The 22288-nt window shown below is 69.0% G+C and carries 22 protein-coding genes; 14 read left to right on the plus strand and 8 right to left on the minus strand.

What is annotated here, in order from left to right; genetic code table 11:
• Nucleotides 1-534, minus strand: a complete 534-nt coding sequence (locus AC3A5T_RS02195; protein WP_487627432.1) for a DUF1190 domain-containing protein — start codon at nt 532-534, stop codon at nt 1-3.
• A gap of 136 nt (nt 535-670) precedes the next feature.
• Between AC3A5T_RS02195 and AC3A5T_RS02200 the strand changes: the two genes are divergently transcribed.
• The 3 genes from AC3A5T_RS02200 (at nt 671) to folE (ending at nt 3258) form a co-directional block, all read left to right on the plus strand.
• Nucleotides 671-2074 carry a serine hydrolase domain-containing protein gene (locus AC3A5T_RS02200; RefSeq protein ID WP_487627160.1) on the plus strand — a complete coding sequence of 468 codons (1404 nt, stop codon included), beginning with the start codon at nt 671-673 and terminating at the stop codon, nt 2072-2074.
• Nucleotides 2075-2205: 131 nt separating this feature from the next.
• A complete protein-coding gene (locus AC3A5T_RS02205) occupies nt 2206-2580 on the plus strand; it encodes a hypothetical protein (RefSeq protein ID WP_487627161.1) in 375 nt (124 codons plus the stop codon).
• 66 nt (nt 2581-2646) lie between these two features.
• Complete coding sequence (gene folE / locus AC3A5T_RS02210; RefSeq protein ID WP_232148388.1) at nt 2647-3258, plus strand: GTP cyclohydrolase I FolE; 612 nt, start codon at nt 2647-2649, stop codon at nt 3256-3258.
• A gap of 19 nt (nt 3259-3277) precedes the next feature.
• Here the strand turns inward: folE and AC3A5T_RS02215 are convergent, their stop codons facing one another.
• Nucleotides 3278-4069, minus strand: a complete 792-nt coding sequence (locus AC3A5T_RS02215) for a sulfite exporter TauE/SafE family protein (protein WP_487627162.1) — start codon at nt 4067-4069, stop codon at nt 3278-3280.
• Nucleotides 4070-4356: 287 nt separating this feature from the next.
• On the opposite strand from AC3A5T_RS02215, the gene argS reads away from it, so the two are divergent.
• The 6 genes from argS to AC3A5T_RS02245 all read left to right on the plus strand — a co-directional run bounded on the left by argS (nt 4357) and on the right by AC3A5T_RS02245 (nt 9811).
• The gene (gene argS, locus AC3A5T_RS02220) at nt 4357-6057 is read left to right on the plus strand and encodes an arginine--tRNA ligase (protein ID WP_487627163.1); all 1701 of its coding nucleotides are present in this window, start codon (nt 4357-4359) and stop codon (nt 6055-6057) included.
• Nucleotides 6057-6842, plus strand: coding sequence for an SPOR domain-containing protein (locus AC3A5T_RS02225; RefSeq protein WP_487627164.1), 786 nt, complete (start codon nt 6057-6059; stop codon nt 6840-6842). Before argS ends, AC3A5T_RS02225 begins: the two co-directional genes overlap by 1 nt.
• A gap of 314 nt (nt 6843-7156) precedes the next feature.
• Nucleotides 7157-7528 (plus strand): hypothetical protein, encoded by a 372-nt coding sequence (locus AC3A5T_RS02230; protein ID WP_487627165.1) that lies wholly within the window; start codon nt 7157-7159, stop codon nt 7526-7528.
• A 39-nt stretch (nt 7529-7567) separates the two neighbouring features.
• Nucleotides 7568-8131 carry a methyltransferase family protein gene (locus AC3A5T_RS02235; protein WP_487627166.1) on the plus strand — a complete coding sequence of 188 codons (564 nt, stop codon included), beginning with the start codon at nt 7568-7570 and terminating at the stop codon, nt 8129-8131.
• A 57-nt stretch (nt 8132-8188) separates the two neighbouring features.
• Nucleotides 8189-8962 (plus strand): UPF0149 family protein, encoded by a 774-nt coding sequence (locus AC3A5T_RS02240; protein ID WP_487627167.1) that lies wholly within the window; start codon nt 8189-8191, stop codon nt 8960-8962.
• A 96-nt stretch (nt 8963-9058) separates the two neighbouring features.
• A complete protein-coding gene (locus tag AC3A5T_RS02245) occupies nt 9059-9811 on the plus strand; it encodes an SDR family NAD(P)-dependent oxidoreductase (protein ID WP_487627168.1) in 753 nt (250 codons plus the stop codon).
• A 324-nt stretch (nt 9812-10135) separates the two neighbouring features.
• Here AC3A5T_RS02245 and AC3A5T_RS02250 read toward each other — a convergent pair whose 3' ends face one another.
• Entirely contained in the window at nt 10136-11092 is a 957-nt protein-coding gene (locus AC3A5T_RS02250) for an MBL fold metallo-hydrolase (protein ID WP_487627169.1), read from the minus strand.
• A 118-nt stretch (nt 11093-11210) separates the two neighbouring features.
• On the opposite strand from AC3A5T_RS02250, the gene AC3A5T_RS02255 reads away from it, so the two are divergent.
• Entirely contained in the window at nt 11211-11756 is a 546-nt protein-coding gene (locus tag AC3A5T_RS02255) for an EF-hand domain-containing protein (protein WP_487627170.1), read from the plus strand.
• Nucleotides 11757-11768: 12 nt separating this feature from the next.
• On the opposite strand, the gene speA is transcribed toward AC3A5T_RS02255, so the two are convergent.
• Together speA and AC3A5T_RS02265 are read right to left on the minus strand one after the other, a co-directional pair.
• Nucleotides 11769-13658 carry an arginine decarboxylase gene (gene speA, locus AC3A5T_RS02260; RefSeq protein ID WP_487627171.1) on the minus strand — a complete coding sequence of 630 codons (1890 nt, stop codon included), beginning with the start codon at nt 13656-13658 and terminating at the stop codon, nt 11769-11771.
• 82 nt (nt 13659-13740) lie between these two features.
• Entirely contained in the window at nt 13741-15618 is a 1878-nt protein-coding gene (locus tag AC3A5T_RS02265; RefSeq protein ID WP_487627172.1) for a M48 family metalloprotease, read from the minus strand.
• A gap of 156 nt (nt 15619-15774) precedes the next feature.
• Between AC3A5T_RS02265 and speE the strand changes: the two genes are divergently transcribed.
• On the plus strand, nt 15775-16626 hold the full coding sequence (gene speE, locus AC3A5T_RS02270) for a polyamine aminopropyltransferase (RefSeq protein ID WP_487627173.1): 852 nt from the start codon (nt 15775-15777) through the stop codon (nt 16624-16626).
• A 79-nt stretch (nt 16627-16705) separates the two neighbouring features.
• Here speE and AC3A5T_RS02275 read toward each other — a convergent pair whose 3' ends face one another.
• Nucleotides 16706-17044, minus strand: a complete 339-nt coding sequence (locus AC3A5T_RS02275; protein ID WP_232136472.1) for a P-II family nitrogen regulator — start codon at nt 17042-17044, stop codon at nt 16706-16708.
• Nucleotides 17045-17261: 217 nt separating this feature from the next.
• Between AC3A5T_RS02275 and ubiK the strand changes: the two genes are divergently transcribed.
• Together ubiK and AC3A5T_RS02285 are read left to right on the plus strand one after the other, a co-directional pair.
• Nucleotides 17262-17552, plus strand: coding sequence for a ubiquinone biosynthesis accessory factor UbiK (gene ubiK / locus AC3A5T_RS02280; protein ID WP_332078869.1), 291 nt, complete (start codon nt 17262-17264; stop codon nt 17550-17552).
• 10 nt (nt 17553-17562) lie between these two features.
• Nucleotides 17563-19062, plus strand: coding sequence for a YifB family Mg chelatase-like AAA ATPase (locus AC3A5T_RS02285; protein ID WP_487627174.1), 1500 nt, complete (start codon nt 17563-17565; stop codon nt 19060-19062).
• Here the strand turns inward: AC3A5T_RS02285 and AC3A5T_RS02290 are convergent, their stop codons facing one another.
• Entirely contained in the window at nt 19063-19548 is a 486-nt protein-coding gene (locus AC3A5T_RS02290; protein ID WP_487627175.1) for a hypothetical protein, read from the minus strand.
• Between the two features lie 165 nt (nt 19549-19713).
• Here AC3A5T_RS02290 and AC3A5T_RS02295 point away from each other — a divergent pair, with 165 nt between their 5' ends.
• Nucleotides 19714-21807 (plus strand): S9 family peptidase, encoded by a 2094-nt coding sequence (locus AC3A5T_RS02295; protein ID WP_487627176.1) that lies wholly within the window; start codon nt 19714-19716, stop codon nt 21805-21807.
• Between the two features lie 56 nt (nt 21808-21863).
• On the opposite strand, the gene AC3A5T_RS02300 is transcribed toward AC3A5T_RS02295, so the two are convergent.
• Nucleotides 21864-22175, minus strand: a complete 312-nt coding sequence (locus AC3A5T_RS02300) for a hypothetical protein (protein ID WP_487627177.1) — start codon at nt 22173-22175, stop codon at nt 21864-21866.
• Between the last annotated feature and the right edge of the window lie 113 nt (nt 22176-22288).

Genomic DNA, 22288 nt, shown 5'->3' on the forward strand with positions numbered 1-22288 from the left:
TCAGCCGCCGGTGCTGCGACCGGTGGCCGAGCGACCGAAACCGCCGCGGTTCGCGGTCACCGCGCGGTCCGGCGTCGCCGACACCGGCGCCATGCCGGCGCGGCCGGCGCCCGGTGCGCCGTTCGGACGCAGCCAGCCCTGGCGGTTGTCGCGGAACGCGGGCGAGGCCTGCGGCGTCTGCTGGGCGAGACCGGCGCGGTTGCCGCCCATCATCTGCGACAGGAAGAAACCGGCCATCAGCGGACCGATGAAGGAATGCCCGGTCGAGGTCTTCTGCTCGACGCATTCCTCGGCCGGAAACTCGGCTTCGCAGGCGGCGCGGCTGCTGTACTGCGGCGCGGTGTCGGCCGCCTGCAGCTTGGCCTGCTCGAACGCGATGCGGCACGTGGCGGTGTCGCCGACAGCCTGCGCGCAGCTTTCGACCGAGGTGTAGAGCCCGTCCTGCACTTCCACGGGCGCGGTGCGCTGGCAGGCCGTGAACAGCAATGGCGCGGTGCCCATCAACAGCAGGGCCGTCGTCTTCGAACGCTTGATGCGTCGCGTGCCGGTGGCGTCCGTCATGTCCTGCTCCGTGTGTTGCGTGTGTCCGGCCGGACATGATGCCCGTCGCCGGTCGCGCGGCAAAGCGCGACGCCTACACTGGCGTTCAGTCCCGTTGCCCGGAATGCCGATGCGTCTCGCCCTGTTGCTGCCGCTGCTGCTCGTCACCACGTCCGCCGTCGCGCAGACAGCGATGGAGCGCGAACGCGCGACCCATGCACGCGCGATCGCCGCGGGCTACAAGGCGCTGACGTTGTGCAGCGTGCAGTTCAATGCCGGACGCACGGCGGCGCAGGCACAGGTGCTGGAGCTCGTCGGCATCTATCCCGACTACCAGGACGACGTGCGGGTACTGGACGCGGTGGTCGATACCGATGCGCACACGGTGTCCGTCGCGTTCGACGACGCGCTGCCGCCGCGCATCGCCGCGTGGCGTCCGAACCTCGGCTGCGCGCAGTTGCCGATCGGTGCGGGTGCCGATGCGATCACCGCCTTGCCGCGCTTCGATACCGCGACGCCGGATCTCGACGACCGGCCTTGGCCGCTCGGCGAACGCGACGCGACCGCTGCGCCGCGTGGCGATGCAGCCGCGCTCGAAGCCGCCGTGGCCGCTGCGTTCGACACCCCGGCCTACGGCGAGGGTCATGCGACGACCGGCGTGCTCGTGCTGCAGGACGGGCGCATCGTCGCCGAGCGCTATCGCGATGGCTTCGGCCCGCACACCGCGCAGCGCACCTGGTCGGTGGCCAAGAGCCTGGCCGGCGCGCTGATCGGCGTGGCGCAGGCGGCCGGCGAGCTCGATCCGTCGAAGCCGGCGCCGGTGCCCGAATGGCAGGCGCCCGGGGACCCGCGCGGCGCGATCACCGTCGACCAGCTGCTGCGCATGAGCAGCGGCCTGCACAGCGACACCGCCGGCAACCGCACCGATGCGCTGTATTTCGGCGGCGCCACCGTGGCCGAATCCGCGACCGGCTGGCCGCTGGCGCATCCGCCCGGCGCGCAGTTCCGCTACGCCAACAACGACAGCGTGCTGGCCGTGCACGCGCTGCGTGCGGCCACCGGCGACGAGGCCCGCGCCCTGTCGCGGCCGTTCACCGACCTGTTCTGGCCGCTGGGCATGACCCGCACCGTCGCCGAGACCGACTGGCGCGGCGGCTTCGTGCTGTCGAGCCAGGTCTGGTCGACGGCGCGCGATCTCGCCCGTTTCGGCCTGCTGCTGCAGCAGGGCGGCGGGTTCGACGGCAGGCGCCTGCTGCCCGAGGGCTGGGTGCGCGCCGCGACCACGCCCACCGGTCCGCAGCCCGAAGGCGATCTCGGCTACGGCGCCACCCTGTGGCTGATGCAGCGCGCGCCCGGCGTGCCGGCCGACACCTTCGCCGCGATGGGCAACCGCGGGCAGTACGTCATCGTGGTGCCGTCGCGCGGCGTGGTGCTGGTACGGCGGGGGGAGGATCCGACCGGCAAGCGGTTCGATCCGGCGGCGTTCACGGCGGCGGTGCTGGCCGGTCTGGACCTGGACGTGGCGCCGCGCTGAATCGCAGCTGGCACGGACCGACGACGACGGTCGCGTTTCACCGGCATCAGACAGGGCCGGGTCTAGCGTCGCCCCCAGCAGCACGTCCTCCCATACGCCTTATCGGCGCTGGCGTGCTCGCGGGACCCGCCATGACCAACGACCTCCACAACCGCGCCACTTCTCCAGACCCACACACGCCGGCCGATGCGGCCGCGGAGGGCCAGGACGCGCTCGAGGCCCAGTTCAAGGCCAGCCTGCCCCAGGCGCCGTACTACTCGGCCGGCCGCCACTGGAACGACTATGCCCCGGCCTACCGGTTCGGTCGCGACAGCCGCCAGCGCCACGCCGGCAGCCGGTTCGACCAAGTGGAGCGTGAACTCGAAAAGGAATGGAAGAGCGCGCGCGACACCTCGCGCCTGGGCTGGATCGAAGCCCGCGGCGCCGTCGAGGATGCGTGGTCGATGTCACCCGATGGCGGCGATGTCGATGTCGCGCTGGACTCCCCCGGCCCCAAGGTCGGCTGACCGATCCATCGCCGATGCGGTGAATGCGACGCGGTACCATGGCGGTCTTTGCCGCGGTGCCCGCCCATGACCCGTTCTTCTGATTCCGACGCCCGCCACGGCGTCAGCCGCGACGACGCCGAATCGGCGGTCCGGACCCTGCTGCGCTGGGCCGGTGAGGACCCCGCGCGCGAGGGTCTGCTCGACACGCCGCGCCGCGTGGCCGACGCCTACACCGAGTGGTTCAGCGGCTACGCGACCGATGCCGATGCCTACCTCGCGCGGACGTTCGAGGAAGTTGCCGGCTACGACGAGATGATCGTGCTGCGCGACATCGAATACGAAAGCCATTGCGAACACCACATGGCGCCGATTATCGGCAAGGTCCACGTGGGCTATCTGCCGGCAGGCAAGGTCGTGGGCATCAGCAAGCTGGCGCGCGTCGTCGAGGCCTACGCCAAGCGCTTTCAGGTGCAGGAGAAGATGACGGCGCAGATCGCCGGCTGCATCCAGCGCGCGCTGGCGCCGCTGGGCGTCGGCGTGGTCGTCGAAGGCGCGCACGAGTGCATGACCACCCGCGGCGTGCACAAGCGCGGCGTGAGCATGATCACCTCGACGATGCTCGGCAGCTTCCGCGAGGACGCGCGCACCCGTGCCGAGTTCCTGCGCTTCATCGAAGTCGGCGGCAGCCGCCGCTGAGGTGTGTGTCCGCGGGCGCTCAGGCGCCAGCGAAGGTGTCCCAGCCCATCTTGGCGATCAGCACGACCACCAGGGTCACGAACAGTTTGCGGATCACCGGCGTGCCGCCGCGCAGCGCGAGCCGGGTGCCGGCGAACGCGCCGGCCACGTTCGCCACCGCCATCGGCACCGCGAACGCCAGCAGCACGTGGCCCGACGGCACGAAGAACGACAGCGCGGCCAGATTGGTCGCGATGTTGACGATCTTCGATGCCGCGGTGGCGCGCAGGAAATCGAGTCCGAAGAAGCGGATGAACAGAAAGATCAGGAAGCTGCCGGTGCCGGGGCCGAACAGGCCGTCGTAGAACCCGATCGCAGCACCCATCAGCAGCGCCAGCCCGAGCTCGCGACGCCCGACATCGCGCGGCCGGTGCAGCGCGCCGAAATCCTTCTTGACCAGCGTGTAGGCCAGCATCGCGATCAGCAGCGCGAGGATCAGCGGCCGCACCGCATCGCGCGGCAGCAACGTCACCGCGGTGGCGCCGAGGAACGAGAACACGAACGCGGTCGCCGCGGCGAACAGCACCGGCGCCCACGGAAAGCGGACGTTGCGCGCATAGCGCCAGCCGGCGGCGGCGGTGCCGAAGAACGAACTGAACTTGTTGGTGCCCAACAGCGCCGCCGGCGTGTGCTGCGGCAGCGCGGTGAACAGCCCCGGCAACTGCACCAGCCCGCCGCCGCCGACCGCGGCATCGACCAGCCCGGCCATGAAGGCGACGCAGACCAGCCAGATCAGTTCGGGAAACAGCGCGTCCACGCGAGCGGCCGACATCGGGGGGCGCAAAGCATACGGCTTGAGCGGCGATTGCGGCTGCCCTGAAGTCCTCTCCCGTGTTACGGGGGAGGGTTGGGTGGTGGCGAACCGTCAGTGGGTGCAGTTCAAGACTCGGGCGCAGATTCGCCGCGTGAGTCGGGCTCTCGTCGATCGGTCTGTTTGCCCCCTCCCAACCCTCCCCCCGCGTTGCAGGGGAGGGCTTCGCACGTTCGTCCATCACCGAGCCCGGGGCGCCATCAGCGCTCGCGTACAATGTCGGACCGTTTGTCCGCGATCGAAATTCCGTGAAATCCCAGCTCCGCGCCCTGATCGAGCCGCTGGTCGAGCAGGCCATTGCCGCCCTGCGCGACACCGGCACGTTGCCTGCCGACTTCGCCACGCCCGCCTTCACCGTCGAACGTCCGAAGGACCGTAGCCACGGCGATGCGTCGACGAACGCGGCGATGCTGCTGGCCAAGCCCGCGAAGTCGAACCCGCGTGCGATCGCGCAGGCGCTGGTCGATGCGCTGCCGGTTAACGACTCGATCGCGTCGGTCGAGATCGCCGGCCCGGGGTTCCTCAACTTCCGCCTCACCGCGAACGCGTGGCGCGACCAGCTGGTCGCCGTGCATACGCAGGGTGATGCCTTCGGCCGCAACGACAGTGGCGCCTCGCAGACCGCCGGCGTCGAATACGTGTCGGCGAATCCCACCGGCCCGCTGCACGTCGGCCACGGCCGCGCGGCGGTGATCGGCGACTGCATCGCGCGCGTGCTCGATGCCAACGGCTGGCACGTCAAGCGCGAGTTCTATTACAACGACGCCGGCGTGCAGATCGAGAATCTCGCCCGCTCGACCCAGGCGCGCGCCAAAGGCTTCAAGCCCGGCGACGCGCAGTGGCCGGCCGATGCCTATAACGGCGATTACATCGGCGATGTCGCGCGTGCGTATCTCGATGGCGCGACGGTCGAAGTCGACGGCCACACCGTCGCGGGCGTCAACGACGCCGACGATCTCGACGCGATCCGCCGCTTCGCCGTGGCGTGGCTGCGCCGCGAGCAGAACGAGGACCTCGCCGCGTTCGGCGTCGGCTTCGACGTGTATTTCCTCGAGTCGTCGCTGTACGCCGACGGCAAGGTGGAAGAAACCGTGCGCGAGCTCGTCGCCCACGGCCACACCTACGAGGAAGGCGGTGCGCTGTGGCTGCGCAGCACCGACTACGGCGACGACAAGGACCGCGTGATGCGCAAGTCCGACGGCACCTACACCTACTTCGTGCCGGACGTGGCCTATCACCTGTCGAAGTGGCAGCGCGGCTACACGCGTGCGATCACCGAACTCGGCGCCGACCACCACGGCTCGCTGGCGCGTGTGCGCGCGGGTCTGCAGGCGCTCGACGCCGGCATCCCGCAGGGCTGGCCGGAATACGTGCTGCACCAGATGGTCACGGTGATGCGCGGCGGCGAGGAAGTGAAGCTCAGCAAGCGCGCCGGCAGCTATCTCACGCTGCGCGATCTGATCGACGAGGCCGGCCGCGATGCGACGCGCTGGTTCCTGGTCGCGCGCAAGCCGGATTCGCAGCTGGTGTTCGACATCGACCTGGCGCGCAGCCAGTCGCTCGACAACCCGGTCTACTACGTGCAGCTCTCGCACGCGCGCATCTGCGGCCTGCTGCGCAAGCTCGGCGACGCGGGCCTCGCGTTCGATCTGCAGAACGGCCTGGCGCAGTTGCCGGACATGACCGACGTCGCGCTGCGCGACGTGCTGATCGATCTGTCGCGCTGGCCGGAAATCGTCGCCGTCGCGGGCGCACAGCTTGAACCCCACCTGATCGCGACCTACCTGCTGGAGCTGGCACAGGGCTTCCAGACGTACTACAACGATCACCAGTTCCTGGTCGACGACGCCGACGTGCGCGATGCGCGTCTGGCGCTGGCCACTGCAGTGCGACAGGTACTGCGCAACGGTCTCACGCTGCTCGGCGTGCAGGCCCCGGAGGCGATGTAATGGCGGCACGACGTGGCAAGACCCAGGCCCGACGCAACGGCGGCAGCTCCGGCGGATTGCCGGGCTGGGCGTGGATGATCATCGGTGTGGTGCTCGCACTGGGCATTGTGCTGGCGGTACCGCGCCTGCTCAAACCCGACTCGCAGGACGGCTTCTTCCGGCCGAGCCCGAATCCCGATGCGCAGCCGGCGGTCAGCACCACGGACGCGGACGCCGAACCCGAACTGCCGACGCCGGCCGGCCAGCGCCCGCGCGCTGCCGCGGACTCGCAGGGCACGTCGACCGACTACGATTTCTACACGATGCTGCCCGAGCAGGAAGTCCCGATGACGGACGCCGAACTCGCCGCCAGCACGCGCGCCGAAGCCCAGCGCCAGCAGCGCGCCGAGGCGCAGCAGCAGGCGCTGCAGGCCCAGCATCCCGACGCCGCCGACATGGCCGGCGGCGCGACGACCGGTCCGCAGCCCCTGCCCGAACAGCGCCCGACGCCCGCGCAGCAGGCGACCACCGCGCCGGCCACCGCAGCCAGCGCCACGCCGGCCGCGGCGGGCGATGCCCGTTACATCCTGCAGGCCGGCTCGTTCAGCGCCTCCGGCGACGCCGAGGCCCTGAAAGCCCGCATCGCCCTGCTCGGCCTGACCGCACGCGTCGAATCGGGCGAAGCCGCCGGCCGCACCGTGTATCGCGTCCGCATGGGGCCCTACGGCACTGCGACGGATCTGGCAGAAGCCAAGCAGAAGCTCGGCAACGGCGGCCTGCCGGCGCTGGCGATCAAGGCGCAGTAAGCGCGCGTCTTCCGCGCATGCGGAGTCGTTGAACACCCCTCCCTCCGGGAGAGAGCCTGCCCCGGACCTGATCCGGGGTCGACGCGCAGCGCGCGTCGGGTGAGGGCAGAGCTCCCGCGCCCGCATTCCGCTCACGGCGAGCGCCCGCCCCTCACCCCAACCCCTCTCCCCAAGGAGAGGGGCTTGCAGCTGAGCGCTTCAGCTTTCCGCGACGCCGACGCTCCACCTCCCCATTCCGTGCCCCCCGTCCCATCCGGATCGCAGCCCACGCGATCCGCCTGCGGACAATGGAGGCTCAAGGGAGGAAGGGCGCCATGACCATCGAAGCGGCACTGATCAAACCCGTCGTCGACGTGCTGCTGGCGCTGTTCCAGCAGGGCAGCGATCTCAAGCTGAAGCACAACGCGCAGGCGTCGGTGCGCGAGGCGATCCGCGAACTGTTGCAGGCCAATCCGGACGAGAATCGGGCGGCGGCACGCATCGCGATCGCGCGCGCGGCCGGCATCCTGTCCGAGGACGTGGTGCTGGCCGAGGACATGCTGCAGAAGCATCGCGCGACCAAGGCGCGCACACGCGGCAAGTCGACGACCGGTCGACGACGCGTGCCGAGCGAACCGGTCGACACCGACACGCCGGCACGCAAACCGCCGGCGAAACCCGGTCCCGGCACTCCGACATCACACTGAGCCTGTAACGTTCGACGCTCCCGTCTCCGGAGCGTGGCCATGGCCGGTGTCCTCGTGTTCGCGGCGTTGAGTCTGTTGTGGTGCTGCAGCGAGCTGTGGATCGGACTGCGCCATCGCGCGTCCGATCGCAGTCGCGATGCCGGCACGCTGGCGCGCCTGGTGCTCGTGATCGGCGGCTGCGTGACCGTCGCGCTGGTCGTGTCGATCTGGCCGCCGGGGCGCTTTCCACCCGCGTGGCAACCGCTGCTGCTGTGGAGCGGCTGCACGCTGATGCTCGCGGGCATGCTGTTCCGCTGGTGGGCGATCCGTGTGCTCGCCGAACATTTCACCGTCGATGTCGCCATCGCCGCCGATCACAAACTGATCCGCAGCGGCCCGTACCGGACGCTGCGCCATCCTTCGTACACGGGCCTGCTGATCACCTTTGCGGGATTCCTGTGTGTGCTCGGCAGCTGGCTGGCGCCGCTGGTCGTCGCCGCGCCGTTGTGGTTCGCGCTGCTCGGGCGTATCCGCATCGAGGAAGCCGCGCTGTCGGCGGCGTTCCCGGTCGACTATCCCGAGTACGCACGCACCACGCGTCGGCTGCTGCCCGGCATCTGGTGAGCCGGCGCGGCGACGTCACCGGGTAAGCTGTACCACCCCGCACGTTGCCGAAGCCGCATGACCACCCAGCCCACGACCGCCCTCAGCGACACCGAACTCGACCGGCTGGATGTGCTGCTCGACCGCTGCACCGATCCCGAAACCGGCCTCGGCAATCTGGAAATGCTCGACGGGTTCCTGTCCGCGCTCGCGGTCGGGCCGGTCGACGTCGAACTGCCGACGGTGTTCCCGGCGATCTGGGGCACGGGCGAGGTGCCGCGCCGCGACGAGCGCCAGACCCGCGAAGCCGAGGCGCTGATCACGCGACTGGCTGCCGAAGTCGAACAACGCATCCGCCACGATCCCTCGGAAGCAAGCGATCGCGAATCGCTGATGCCGCTGCTCGGCCTGCCGCCCGAATCCGAGGGCGACGAAGACAAGGCCGACGACGCCGATGCGCTCGACGGCATTCCCGAGGACTTCCCGTTCGCCGCTGCCTGGGCCGCCGGCTTCCTGCGCGGCGCCGCGCAGTTCGAGGAGGACTGGGCGAAGTGGATGGAAGACCACGAGGCGATCGACAACGATCTGGGCGTGATCACGCGCCTGGCGATCGTGGATCCCTCGCAGCTCGCAGATGCCGAAATGACGGCCGAGGAAATGCTGACCCTCGACGAGCGTTTCGACCTGACCTATGACCTGCCGGACATGCTCTACGACATGTACCTGCAGCGTCTGCACGACCGCCGCCCGGCGCCGGCCAAACGCGCCGACGTGCCCGGCCGCAATGATCCCTGCAGCTGCGGCAGCGGCAAGAAGTACAAGAAGTGCTGCGCGGACCAGGCGTCCGAGTAAGCCACAGCTCGGCGCGGACGACTCGCGCCCGCGTTGCCTGATGCCGCATCGATCGCGCGCCGCCCCCCGGCGCGCCGCGTTCCAAGGAGACCCGTCATGACCCGCACCATTCTCATCACCGGCGGCACCTCCGGTTTCGGCGCCGCTGCCGTCGCACGGTTTCTCGCCGGCGGCTGGCGCGTGGTCGCGACCGGTCGTCGCGCCGAGCGCTTGCAGGCGCTGGTCGATGCGCACGGCAGCGAGCGCCTGCACACCGCCGCGTTCGACATCCGCGACGAGGCCGCGATGCATGCCGCGCTCGCGGCGCTGCCGGCGGACTTCCGCACCATCGACGCATTGGTCAACAACGCCGGTCTCGCGCTCGGCACCGCGCCGGCGCAGCGCGCGGACCTCGCGCAGTGGCGGCAGATGATCGACACCAATGTCACCGCACTGGTCACGCTGACGCATGCGTTGCTGCCGACGCTGATCGAACGGCGCGGCGCGATCCTCAACGTCAGCTCGATCGCCGGCAGCTATCCCTATCCCGGCGGCAACACCTATGGCGGTACCAAGGCCTTCGTCACCCAGTTCTCGCTGGGCCTGCGCAGCGACCTGCACGGTACCGGCGTGCGCGTGACCTCGATCGAACCGGGCCTGGCCGAAACCGAGTTCACACTCGTGCGCACCAGCGGCGACCAGAGCGCGTCCGACACGCTGTACACCGGCGCGCAGCCGATCGTCGCCGACGACATCGCCGAAACCCTGTGGTGGGTGGCGAACCTGCCGCCGCACCTCAACATCAACCGGCTCGAAGTGATGCCGGTGAGCCAGTCGTTCGCGGGCTTCCAGATCCATCGCGAGGTTTGATCGGACGTCGCGACTCGCAGGCCTCGGTGAACGCTCGCGTGTATTGGCGGACTCTGCGGGCGCTGTCGCGTGTCGCCGACGGGCCGACGCTACAAACATAGTTGAGCCGAACTCAAACGCCTCGTCATCCCGGCGAAAGCCGGGATCCAGTGACTTTGCGTGCAGCCATCCGGCGCCCAGTGGCGCCGCGACAGTTGCGCTCGATACGCGCTCCAGCACTCAAGACGCTGGATTCCGGCTTTCGCCGGCATGACGAGTTCTGACCGTCATCGCTTGAGTAAGTCGGGTCGCACACAACGCGCGCCCCATTGTCGCGGTTTCCGCTTACTGCAGCGGCGCCCAGACGAAGCTGCCCTCGCGGCGCACGATCCGACCCAGTCCCGGATACGGGAAATGCGGCGAGGCCACGGTGACGCCGCTGTCGGCCGCGCGCGCCAGCAGGGCTTCGCGGCTGGCCTCGGCGGCCGGCGCATCGCCATCGAACGCGATCGTCCACTGCGGCCGCTGCACCGACACCGCGAAGTGGTGCGCGGCGTCGCCGATGTAGAGCAGGCGCGCATCGTCGTCGACGATCTCGTAGGCGCTGTGCCCCGCCGTGTGGCCTTCGACCGCCACCGCAGTGACGCCCGGCACCACCTCAGCGCCCGGTGCGAATGCGTCGACGCGCGGCGAGATCGCCGCCGCCAGCGCGGCATTCGAAGGATCGGCCTGCAACGCCTGCCATTCCGGCGCCGAGAGGTGCACGGTCGCATTCGCGAACACGGCCTGGCCGGCGTCGTCGAGCAGCCCACCGACGTGGTCGGGATGCGCGTGACTGATGAAGATGTCGGTGACCTCCGCCGGCTCGACGCCTGCGGCGCGCAACGACGCCGGCAGACGGCCCGCATCGGCGAAGTCGGCATCGCCGGCGCCGGTGTCGAACAGCAGCACGCGGTCGCCGCTGTGCACCAGCAGGGCCTGCACGCTCAGATGCACGGTGTCGGTGGGTTCGCCGGCCTGCGTCAGCAGCGCATCGACTTCGGCCTTCGGCGCGCCGACACCGAGGGTCTTGCCGTCATTGGGAAACCGGATGTCGCCGTCGCGCAGCACGACTGCATCGAGCGTGCCGATCCTGAAACGATGCACGTCGACGCTGTCGGCGGCGGGCGCGGCGTCGGCGGTCGTCATCGGCGGCGGCGGTGCATCGACGGTGGCCGGCGGCGGCGCGGGCTCGGCGCAGGCGGCGAGCACGGCGGCGAGGGCAATGGCGAGCAGCGCACGGGCAGGACGGACAGAACGCATGGGCAGAACTCCGGAAAAGGGACGCGGCCGTTTTGGGGCCGGACACGATGCCCGGCAAGCATAATCCCGGGGCAGGTTTCGATTGATTGCACCGGCGGCCTGATGCATTCCGTGATCATTGCCGCGATGCCAGCGAAAGAAAATCCGACGCAATGGCACGCCGCTGCTGGACGCATGTGTTGCTATCGTGGTCGCGACACCATGCAAGGAAGCAGGACAGATGAAAGGACACATCGCCGCATTGCTCGCGATATCGCTGCTCAACCTGTCTCCAGCACACGCGGACCCGCGCGCCGCCGCGCACGTTGAGAACATGTTCAGCGTCGTGGATACGAATCGCGACGGCGTCATCACGATTGCCGAGAGTGATGTCGCGATCGAAACCGAATTCCGGAAGCACGATCTCGACGGCGACGGCATCTGGAGCTACGCCGAAGTGAGCAAGCAACAACTTGACGCAGGCGCCTCGCAACTGCCGCCAGACGTGCAGGCGAAGGTCATTGCGGGCGTCTACGCCAACTACGATGTGGACGGCGACCGACGTATCACGCTCGCGAACTACCGGCAGGTCCAGACCGCGATGCTGCTGCAGGCGGACTTCGACAAGGACGGCCAGGTGACACTGCAGGAAGCGCGCCAGCTGCATGGCGTGGTCGCGCCCTGACCGCCCGGCGCGTCACTCCAGCGGCGTGTCGTCCAGATACGTGTAGCCGGTGAGTCCGGCTTCCAGCGCGTCCTTGAGCCGCTGCGATTCGTCCGCGGCCAGCGCGGCATCGTCGACCAGCGTGGTGTAGCGCGCGCGCAGGTCGTCGAGGCGATAGCCCACGTAGTCGAGCATCACATCGGTGGTGTCGCCGCGACGCTGCTGCACGACCGTGATGCCGTCGCCCTCGATCTTCACTTCGACCGCGTCGGTGTCGCCGAACAGGTTGTGGATGTCGCCGAGGATTTCCTGGTAGGCGCCGACCATGAAGAACCCGAGCCGGTACTGCTCGCCCTTGCGCAGCGGATGCAGCGGCAGCGAGGTGTCGAGATCCTCGTTCTCGACGTAGATGTCGATCTTGCCGTCGGAATCGCAGGTCAGATCCGCGATCACGCCGCGACGCTCGGGCAGTTCGTCGAGGCGTTCGATCGGCACGATCGGGAACACCTGGTCGATCGCCCACACATCCGGCATCGATTCGAACACGCTGAAGTTGACGAAGTACTTGTCGACCAGCCGCTCGTTGAGTTCGTCGAGCAGCGGGCGGTGGCTCTTCTCGTCGAAGGTCAGCCGCGCGCGCACCGCGTGCGCGATCGCATAGAACAGATCGTCGATGCGCGCGCGATGCGTCAGGTCCAGCTGGCCCAGTGCGTAGAGCGCCAGACCTTCGGCGTGATGGTGCTGCGCTTCGTGGAACAGCTCGACCGCCGGACGCGAGGTCAGCTCGGTATGGAGCTCGCGCAGGTTCGCGACCACGGCCGGCTCGTCGTCGTGCACATCCGGCACGCGACCCTCGGGCGCGCGTTCGACTTCGGACACGTTGGCGACCAGCACCGCGTGGTGCGCGGTCATCGCGCGACCGCATTCGGTGACGATGCGCGGCGGTGTGAGACCGTGCTCGGCGCAGGCCTGCGCCAGTGGCTGCACGATCGAACCGGCGTACTGGCGGATGCCGTAGTTCACCGAGTTGTAGCTGCGCGAACGCGTGCCTTCGTAATCGACGCCGAGACCGCCACCGACATCGACGTGGCTGATCACTGCGCCCAGCTTGGTCAGTTCGACGAAGTACCGCACCGCCTCGCGCATGCCGTTGGAGATGTCGCGGACGTTGGAGATCTGCGAACCCATGTGGAAATGCAGCAGCTGCAGGCAGTCCGCCATGCCGGCGTCGCGCAGCTTCTTCCACAGGTCGAGCAGCTGGCGCGGGTTGAGACCGAACTTGGCCTTGTCCCCGCCGCTGTTCTGCCACTTGCCGGCGCCCAGAGACGCAAGACGCATGCGCACGCCGAGGCCCGGCTTCACACCGAGCGCGGCGGCTTCCTCCATCACCAGCGCGAGCTCGGACGGCTTCTCGACGACGATGAAGGTCTCGAGGCCCAGCTTGCGGCCGATCAGCGCGAGCCGGATGTACTCGCGGTCCTTGTAGCCGTTGCAGACCACGAGCCCGCCCGGACGCGACAGCGCCAGCACCGCCATCAGTTCCGGCTTGCTGCCCGCTTCCAGACCGAAGCCGTCGCCGTGGTGCGAGGCCAGCGTGCCGGCGACGCCCTGGTGCTGGTTGACCTTGATCGGATACACGGCCGTGTAGCCGCCCGGATAGTCCCACTCGGCCTGCGCCTGCGCAAAGGCGTCCTGCAGCCGCGCGAGGCGGTCACCGAGGATGTCGGGGAAGCGCACCAGCATCGGCAGCTGCGCGCCGTTCGCGCGCGCGGCGTCGACCGCCTCGGGCAGCGCGATCGACGGGCCCTGTTCTCCGCGCGGCGACACCACGATGCGGCCGGCGTCATCGACGTCGAAATACCCCTCGCTCCAGTGCGGGATCGAGTAGGTCTTGCGGGCGAGGTCGGTGGACCAGGCGGTCATCGGCGGCATTCCGGTCGAGCGTGAAGGCCGCATAGTCTAGGGTCTGGCAGCCGAACCTGTGGTGACACGGCCGCAGCGGCGCTCAGAACGCCTGGCCCGTCCCGCGTCGGTAGACGGGCGCGCCGCACAGGCGCCGGACCTGCTTGGCCAGCGCTGCGGCGTCGCTGCCGGTGAACACCGTGTGGCTGCCCGGCAGCTGCAGCGCCTCCGACACCGCGCGCAGTCCGGCGGCTTCGCTGGCGATGGAGCCACGCCATTCGAGCAGCAGCACGTAATGCGCGGACTGTTCGCGCATGGCGACCTCTTTGCACGCCAGCCACGCGCGGACGATGCGCGCGTGGCTGGCGAGCGCGGCGCTCAGCTGCCCCAGCGCGGCCGCGTCGAGATCGTGTGGCTGCAACGCATCACCATCGACGACGGCATCGCGATCGCGCAGGTCGTCGGCGCGCGGGGCGAGTTCGTCGCGTAGCGCGGTTATCTGGCGGGCCGTGTCGGCATCCAAGTCGGGATCGCGCAGCAGCGCCGCCAGCGCGTCGCCAACCGGGCCGACCGCGCCCGCGTCGCGCGCGACCGCCTGACGCAAGCGGGCGATGCCGTCGAGATCACCCGCCTCCAGCTGCCGCAGGCCCAGCCGGAACGCGATCATCGCGCTGTCCGGATGCGCGGCATGCGCGCGCGCCAGTACCGGCAGCGGATCACGGTCGATCTCGACCGTCTCGAACAGCCGCGCATGTTCGACGGCTTCGTCGGCCGAGCGCTCCGGCAGGGCGTCGAGCGCATGGAAACGGGCGCGATCTTGCGCGCCCGCGGCGTGCAATGCCTGCCATTCCGTCTTCAGTTGCGTGCGCCAGTGCTGGTCCAGGTCACGTTCGATGGCGTCCAGCGCGTCGCCGAGCCATACCGATGCAGGTGCGCCGGGCGTGCGCAGGACGGCAGACGCGCCCAGCGCGTCGAGACGCCGCGCCAGCACCGGATGCGTGTCGTCGGGATCGACATCGCGGTCGGCAATCGCGAGCAGACGCGCCGGATCCGGCTGCGGCGCAGCGCGCAGCCCGTCGATCAACGGTGCCAGCAGATGCGCCGGTGGATGTGACTGCACGCGGGCGCGGGCGAGTACGCGCGGCCACAGCGTCGACTGCAGGCGGCCACTGCCGTGTTCGATGCGCAGCAGCGCACTGGCCATCGCGCCCCGGTCGACGACCCGCGCGGCGGTCGCGTCGGCGCGGAACTCGTGCGCCCGCGCGAGCACGAAACTCCATGCGTCGAACAGCGGCGCGTACCAGGCATAGAAACGCGCGATCGGCATCGAGAGCAGGAAACCGCTCCGCGACAGACCGTCGACGGCGCGATACCAGGTGAAGCGCACGCGGTAGAGCCAGCCGGACAGGCGCCCGTGCCGCTCGCCGAAATGCCCGAATTCGTGTGCGATCACCGCGGCGGCCTCGTCGCGATCGAGCAGTTGCAGCAGCGGCAGCCCCAGCACGAGGTAATGCCGATGCCCCGCGAGGCCGAGCAGGCGCGGCAGGCTGGCCGCGGCGGCATTGAGCCGGGTATCGATGACGATGCCCGCCAGCGGCGGTGCGCCGGTCGCCTGGCGCAGACGCTCGACTTCGGCCTGTAGTGCCGGCGCCTCATCCGGTGTCAGCAATCGACCGCCCGGTACCTCGAAGCGCACCCACAGCGCGCGCACCAGCGCGGCGATCCCCGCACCGGCGATCAACAGCACGATCGCCAGCTGCGGCTCGAAACGCACGCCCTGCACGAGCACGCGCCATGCGATCGCCAGCGGCGCGGCCAGGAGCAGCAGCAACAGGCCGATCAGGAAGCCGTAACCGGCCAGCGCCAGCAGCACCACACGCACGAGATACGCGCGCGGCGACGCGGCAGCGAGGGTTTCCAGGCGCTGGACCCGCGCGCGATGTCGGGCGGTGGCGGCCTGCGCCGCGCGGCGATCTTCCATGGGCTCGGCGGTGTCGGCAGCAGGTGCGTCGCAGTATCGCATCGGCCCGGACACGAAGCCGACATCCGGACTTCGCTACAATTTCGCCCCTCGCGCCAGGCGCCGCCCCCGCGTGCCGCCGCCCGATTTCCCTTCATCCGCTTTGCAGGACACCCCATGACCGCGCCCAACTGGCTCTACGAAAACTTCGACACCGCCGGCTCGGCCATCGGCTTCCGCGTCAACGCGAAGCTCGACGAGGTGCAGTCGCCGTTCCAGAAGATCGAGATCTACGAGAGCACCGACTGGGGCAACGTCATGCTCATCGACGGCGCGATGATGGTCACCACGCGCGACAACTTCCTCTATCACGAGATGATGTCGCACCCGGCACTGTTCACCCACGCCGATCCGAAGACCGTCGTGATCATCGGCGGCGGCGACTGCGGCACGCTGCGCGAAGTGCTGCGCCACCCGGGCGTCGAGAAGGCCGTGCAGTGCGACATCGACGAGCAGGTCACACGCATGGCGGAGAAGTACTTCCCCGAGCTGTGCGAATCCAATGGCGACCCGCGTGCCGAGATCCTGTTCGACGACGGCATCGCCTACATGGCGAATTGCGAACCCGGCAGTGTCGACATCGTGATCGTCGATTCGACCGATCCGGTCGGCCCGGCCGAGGGCCTGTTCAACAAGGCGTTCTTCGAAAGCTGCCACCGCGCGCTGAAGGACGACGGGATCCTGGTGCAGCAGTCCGAGTCGCCGCTGGTGCTGCTGGATCTCATCAAGGCCATGCGCGCGGAGATGGGCAAGGCCGGCTTCACCACCTTCCAGACCCTGCCGTTCCCGCAGCCGTGCTATCCCACCGGCTGGTGGAGCTGCACGCTGGCGCGGAAGGGCCAGGGCTTCGACTTCCGCGAAGCCGACGCCCGCGCCAAGCCATTCGAGACGCTGTACTACACCGCCGACATCCACACGGGCGCGCAGTCGCTGCCGCCGTTCGTGGCGAAGGCGCTGGGCGAAGGCTGAGCCACCGCGTCAGCCGCATCCGCTGGATACGACGAGGCCCCGCATTGCGGGGCCTCGTGCGTTGCGGCGCAGCGCAAGCTCAGATCGCGTCGGAATCCAGCTCTCCGGTGCGGATGCGCACCGCGCGTTCCAGGTCGTAGACGAAGATCTTGCCGTCGCCGATCTTGCCCATGCCGGCGGACTTGAGGATCGCCTCGACGACGTTGTCGACGATGTCGTCGGTGATCACGATCTCGAGCTTTACCTTCGGCAGGAAATCGACGACGTACTCGGCGCCGCGATAGAGCTCGGTGTGGCCTTTCTGGCGGCCGAAGCCTTTCACTTCGGTGACGGTGATGCCGTTGACCCCGACGTCGGCGAGCGCTTCGCGCACGTCGTCGAGCTTGAACGGCTTGATGATGGCCATGACCATTTTCATCGCATGGGCCTCCCCGGTGTGGATTCGGGGACAGGATACGCCACGCTCACGCGGCGCCCCACACGATCAGGGCAACCGCGGCTTGTCGCGGCCCCACCCGCATGCTGTAGTGCCGCCCCGCCAGGCGCCGGGATTCTCCTACCGCGCCCCAGGGCCGCTGCCGACGGCATGCACGTACCCGCCGGGCGAGTCTGGCCATGCAATCAAGGACACCGTGATGATCGATCTGAACTCCGTCGACGAACTCGCCCGCCGCCTCAGCAGCCTGGTGCCGCCGGGGCTGCGCGAGAGCCGCGAAGAGATCCAGGAAAACTTCAAGGCCGTGCTGCAGTCGGGCCTGACCAAGCTGGATCTGGTGACCCGCGAGGAATTCGAAGTCCAGCGCGCGGTGCTGCTGCGCACGCGCGAGAAGCTCGAGGCACTGGAAGCGCAGGTGCGTCAGATCGAGGCCCAGTCGTCGCCGGCAAGCGCCGCGTCGACCGGTAACGCGAGCAACACCGCCCACTAGAGGACACACCATGGGACTTGCGCTCGTGCACGGACGTGCGCGCGCAGGCATCCGCGCCCCAGAGGTCAAGGTCGAAGTGCATCTCGGCGGCGGACTGCCGTCGATGTCGATCGTCGGGTTGCCGGAAGCGGCGGTACGCGAAGCCAAGGACCGGGTCCGCGCCGCGATCCAGTGCGCGCAGTACGAATTTCCCGCGCGCCGCATCACCGTCAATCTCGCGCCCGCCGACCTGCCAAAAGGTGGCGGCCGCTTCGACCTGCCGATCGCGCTGGGCATCCTCGCCGCGAGCGGACAGATTCCCGCCGACGCGCTGCGCGACTGGGAATTCGTCGGCGAACTCGGCTTGACCGGCGAACTGCGCGCGATCGATGGCGCGTTGCCGGCCGCACTCGCGGTGGCCGGCACCGGCCGTTCGCTGCTGGTACCGACGGCGAACGGCGCCGAAGCCGCACTCGCCTCCGATGTCGCCGTGCACACTGCGCGCACGCTGCTCGAAGTCTGCGCGATGCTCGGCGGCCAGAAATCGCTGCCGCAGGCCGTCCCGCCGCCGCCGCGGGACGTGCCGACGATCGATCTGCGCGATGTGCGCGGACAGGCGCAGGCTCGGCGCGCGCTGGAGATCGCAGCGGCCGGTGGCCATCACCTTCTTCTAGTCGGGCCGCCGGGATGCGGCAAGACACTGCTGGCCTCGCGCCTGCCCGGCCTGCTGCCGCCTGCAAGCGAAGCCGAAGCACTGGAAACCGCAGCGGTGCTGTCGGTCAGTGGGCGCGGACTGGACCCGAGCGCCTGGCGAACGCGCCCGTTCCGCAATCCGCATCACACGGCCAGCGCCGTGGCGCTCGTCGGTGGCGGCGCCGAGCCGCGGCCCGGTGAGATTTCGCTGGCGCACAACGGGGTGCTGTTCCTCGACGAATTACCGGAATGGCAGCGGCATGCGCTGGAAGTGCTGCGTGAGCCGCTCGAATCGGGCGTCGTCACGATCTCGCGCGCCGCGCGCCAGAGCGAATTCCCGGCGCGCTTCCAGCTGGTCGCGGCGATGAACCCGTGTCCCTGCGGCTGGGCCGGCGACGTCTCCAGCCGGTGCCGGTGCAGCAGCGACGTCATCACCCGCTACCGTGCACGCATCTCCGGACCGCTGCTGGACCGCATCGACCTGCACGTCGACGTGCCACGCCTGCCACCCGCGGCCCTGCGCCCAGATGCGCCGGGCGGCGAGCCCAGCGCCGACGTGGCCGCGCGTGTCGCGTCGGCACGCGATCGGCAACTCGCGCGTGCCGGCACGCTCAACGCCCAGCTCGACCAGAGCGCGACCATGCGCGGCTGCCGGCTCGCCTCGAAGGACCAGGCCCTGCTCGAGCGCGCGATCGAAGCCCTGCATCTCTCGGCCCGCTCGATGCACCGCATCCTGCGCGTCGCACGGACGATCGCCGACCTCGACGGCAGCGAGGCCATTGCCACGGCGCATCTCACCGAGGCTTTGGGCTATCGAGGCGCAGGCGCTGGCTGCTGATCAGTTTCTGCAACCCCCCGGCCCCATGGTGGCCTCGGAACATTCCAGAGTGCGTCGGCCGATATCGCGCTCGATGGATTCCCGCTCGGCCCGCCGCTGTGCAACCGTCTTGCAGATCGTCTGCGGACGGTTGGTGCCAGTCGGACGCTCGCGACGGCAGATCATACGGTCCTCTTCAGCTGCACTGATGATGGCTTGAATCGCTTCGAGATGATTGAACAGCTCGATCTGCTGGTGTTCGTTGAGTTCGGTGGTCCGCGCCCTGTCGCCGATCAATGACAACACGCGATCCTGCTTGTCCAACAAGTCGCGTTTCTTGGCGTCAGGCAGATCCTTGTACGCACCTCGGCCCGCCTCGATCGCAATGCGGATCTCCTGCTGCTGTGTGCGGATGGCACCCGCATCCAGATTGGGATGATCGTTCGCTGCCGCCGCACCCGCAATGCAGAGCACGCTGGCCGCCAATATCGCCAGAAGTCCTTTCATCTCGGTTGTCCTTGGATCCCCGTTGAGTCCCGAAATGTAGGCGCCTCGTTTGGTCGCGTCCAGTGCCACCCTGCCATCGGTCACGCCGCGCTTTTAACGGGTTTCCAACACGCCGCGCAGAGCGTCGCGCTAGCGTCACGCGGCACCACTCACCCGGGGAATCTGATGCGTCAACTCCTGCTCGCGACCGGCATCGCCGTCGCGCTGGCCGCCTGTGGCGGTCGTAACGAACCCGCCGACCCTGCCGCGCAGGCGCCCGCCGCCGCGGCGCCGACGACGCTGGCCGATGTCGAACTCATTCCGCGCGACGCGTTGTTCGGCAATCCCGAACGCGCCGGCGTGCAGCTGAGCCCCGACGGCCAGTATCTGAGCTGGATCGCACCCGTCGACGGCACGATGAATGTCTGGGTCGCGCCGGCCGATGATCCGGGCGCGGCGAAAGCGGTCACCCAGGACACCGCGCGCGGCATCCGCAGCTACTTCTGGACCTACAAGCCGGGCACGCTGCTGTATCTGCGCGACACCGGCGGCGACGAAGACTTCCATCTCTTCGCGGTCGATGTGAACAGCGCGCAGGCGCGCGACCTGACGCCGTTCCCGAAGACCACCGCGCAGGTCGTGGGCGTGAGTCACCGCCAGCCCGATACGTTGCTGGTCGGCATGAACGATCGTGATGCGCAGTGGCACGATCTCTACAAGGTCGATCTCGCCAGCGGCGCGCGCACGCTGGTCGAGCAGAACACCGACCAGATCGCCGGCTACATCGCCGATGCCGATTACGCGCTGCGCTTCGCCTCACGCAGCCGGCCCGACGGCGGCATGGACGTCCTGCGTCGCAACGGCGATGCCTGGGAGGTGCAGGACGACATCCCGTTCGAGGACGTGCTGACCACCGCGCCTGCCGGCCTCACCGAGGACGGCAGGACGCTGTACATGTCCGACTCGCGCGAACGCAACACCGCCGCGCTGTACGCGATCGACACGACCAGCGGCGAGAAGACGCTCGTCCACCAGGATCCGCGCGCCGATGTCGGCGGCAGCCTGACCGATCCGCGCACCGGCGTGCTGCAGGCGGTGTCGGTGAACTATCTGCGCGAGGAGTGGACCACGCTCGACGCTTCGATCAAGGCCGATCTCGCCAAGCTCGACGCGATCGGTCCGGGCGAAGTCTCGATCAACAGCCGCACGCTGGATGACAAGCACTGGCTGGTCGCCTACTCGGCCGCCGAATCGCCGGTGAAGTACTACCGATATGATCGCGGCGAGGCCGGCGCGGAAGGCACGCTGACCGAGCTGTTCTCCGGCCGCCCCGCGCTCGACGGCAAGCCGCTGGTGCCGATGTGGCCGCTGGAACTGAAGTCGCGTGACGGCCTGACCCTCGTCAGCTATCTCACCCTGCCCAAGCACGCCGACGCCGACAACGACGGCAAGGCCGATGCGCCGGTGCCGATGGTGCTGCTGGTGCACGGCGGCCCATGGGCGCGCGACGGCTATGGCTACAGTTCGATGGACCAGTGGCTGGCGAATCGCGGCTACGCGGTGCTGAGCGTCAACTTCCGCGGCTCGACCGGCTTCGGCAAGGCGTTCACCAACGCCGGCAACGGCGAGTGGGCGGCGAAGATGCACGACGATCTGATCGACGCCGTGCAGTGGGCGGTCGACAGCGGCGTCACCACGTCCGACAAGGTCGCGATCATGGGCGGCAGCTACGGCGGTTACGCCACGCTGGTCGGCCTGACGTTCACGCCGGAGACCTTCGCCTGCGGTGTCGACATCGTCGGCCCGGCCAACCTCAACACGCTGCTGTCGACGGTGCCGCCGTACTGGGCGAGCTTCTTCGAGCAGCTGACCCGGCGCATGGGCGATCCGCGTACCGAGGAAGGCAAGGCCTGGTTGACCGAGCGCTCACCGCTGAGCCGCGCCGACGCGATCACCAAACCGCTGCTGATCGGCCAGGGTGCCAACGACCCGCGCGTGAAGCAGGCCGAGAGCGACCAGATCGTCGAGGCGATGACCGCCAAGAACATCCCGGTCACCTACGTGCTGTTCCCCGACGAGGGCCACGGCTTCGCACGGCCCGAGAACAACAAAGCGTTCAACGCGGTCGCCGAAGGCTTCCTCGAAACCTGCCTGGGCGGACGTTCACAGCCGATCGGCGAGGAGTTCAAGGGCTCGAGCATCACCGTGCCGACCGGCGCCGACGGCGTGCCGGGTCTGGCGGATGCGCTGAAAACGCATACCCAGGAAGTGCGCAAGTAAAAACGCACCGGGCGCTGGCGCGTGATCAGCGCCGGCGCCCGGTGCGTGGGACCGGGTCAGTTCTTTTCGAAGAACTGGCCCATCGGCCGCGTGTTGTTGCGGATCGCATCCTGCGTATCGCCGCGCAGCGTCGCCATCTCCGAGGCCTTGCGACACACCTTCTGCACGCGATTGCTGCCGATGGCGCGCTCGCGCGTGCAGACCGTGCGGTCGTCCTGCGCCACAGCCGCTTCCGGTTGGGGCGTTGCCGGATCGCTTACAGCGTCGACTGGAGCGGCCTTCGGGACGTCCGATGCACGCACTGTCGTACCCGCCGCCGCGATGCCCGCGAATGCGATCGAAAGAAGAATCACGTGTGTCATCCGCATGGTCTGCTCCTGCATCAATGTGTTGTCCAGCCTTGCAGAGTACGAGAATCGCAAGGCGTTGCAATTGTCGGAGTTTGGCGTTCTTTGGTGATTCGGCTATTCAGCGGACGCGG

The sequence above is a fragment of the Luteimonas sp. Soil_C_16 genome (assembly GCF_057657295.1).

Excerpts from the sequence above, each read along its gene's own strand:
- AC3A5T_RS02200 (WP_487627160.1), top strand. The coding sequence starts at position 671 with ATGCGTCTCGCCCTGTTGCTGCCGCTGCTGCTCGTCACCACGTCCGCC.
- AC3A5T_RS02205 (WP_487627161.1), top strand. The coding sequence starts at position 2,206 with ATGACCAACGACCTCCACAACCGCGCCACTTCTCCAGACCCACACACG.
- folE (WP_232148388.1), top strand. The coding sequence starts at position 2,647 with ATGACCCGTTCTTCTGATTCCGACGCCCGCCACGGCGTCAGCCGCGAC.
- AC3A5T_RS02215 (WP_487627162.1), bottom strand. The coding sequence starts at position 4,069 with ATGTCGGCCGCTCGCGTGGACGCGCTGTTTCCCGAACTGATCTGGCTG.
- AC3A5T_RS02225 (WP_487627164.1), top strand. The coding sequence starts at position 6,057 with ATGGCGGCACGACGTGGCAAGACCCAGGCCCGACGCAACGGCGGCAGC.
- AC3A5T_RS02230 (WP_487627165.1), top strand. The coding sequence starts at position 7,157 with ATGACCATCGAAGCGGCACTGATCAAACCCGTCGTCGACGTGCTGCTG.
- AC3A5T_RS02235 (WP_487627166.1), top strand. The coding sequence starts at position 7,568 with ATGGCCGGTGTCCTCGTGTTCGCGGCGTTGAGTCTGTTGTGGTGCTGC.
- AC3A5T_RS02240 (WP_487627167.1), top strand. The coding sequence starts at position 8,189 with ATGACCACCCAGCCCACGACCGCCCTCAGCGACACCGAACTCGACCGG.
- AC3A5T_RS02245 (WP_487627168.1), top strand. The coding sequence starts at position 9,059 with ATGACCCGCACCATTCTCATCACCGGCGGCACCTCCGGTTTCGGCGCC.
- AC3A5T_RS02250 (WP_487627169.1), bottom strand. The coding sequence starts at position 11,092 with ATGCGTTCTGTCCGTCCTGCCCGTGCGCTGCTCGCCATTGCCCTCGCC.
- speA (WP_487627171.1), bottom strand. The coding sequence starts at position 13,658 with ATGACCGCCTGGTCCACCGACCTCGCCCGCAAGACCTACTCGATCCCG.
- AC3A5T_RS02265 (WP_487627172.1), bottom strand. The coding sequence starts at position 15,618 with ATGGAAGATCGCCGCGCGGCGCAGGCCGCCACCGCCCGACATCGCGCG.
- speE (WP_487627173.1), top strand. The coding sequence starts at position 15,775 with ATGACCGCGCCCAACTGGCTCTACGAAAACTTCGACACCGCCGGCTCG.
- AC3A5T_RS02275 (WP_232136472.1), bottom strand. The coding sequence starts at position 17,044 with ATGAAAATGGTCATGGCCATCATCAAGCCGTTCAAGCTCGACGACGTG.
- ubiK (WP_332078869.1), top strand. The coding sequence starts at position 17,262 with ATGATCGATCTGAACTCCGTCGACGAACTCGCCCGCCGCCTCAGCAGC.
- AC3A5T_RS02285 (WP_487627174.1), top strand. The coding sequence starts at position 17,563 with ATGGGACTTGCGCTCGTGCACGGACGTGCGCGCGCAGGCATCCGCGCC.
- AC3A5T_RS02290 (WP_487627175.1), bottom strand. The coding sequence starts at position 19,548 with ATGAAAGGACTTCTGGCGATATTGGCGGCCAGCGTGCTCTGCATTGCG.
- AC3A5T_RS02295 (WP_487627176.1), top strand. The coding sequence starts at position 19,714 with ATGCGTCAACTCCTGCTCGCGACCGGCATCGCCGTCGCGCTGGCCGCC.
- AC3A5T_RS02300 (WP_487627177.1), bottom strand. The coding sequence starts at position 22,175 with ATGCGGATGACACACGTGATTCTTCTTTCGATCGCATTCGCGGGCATC.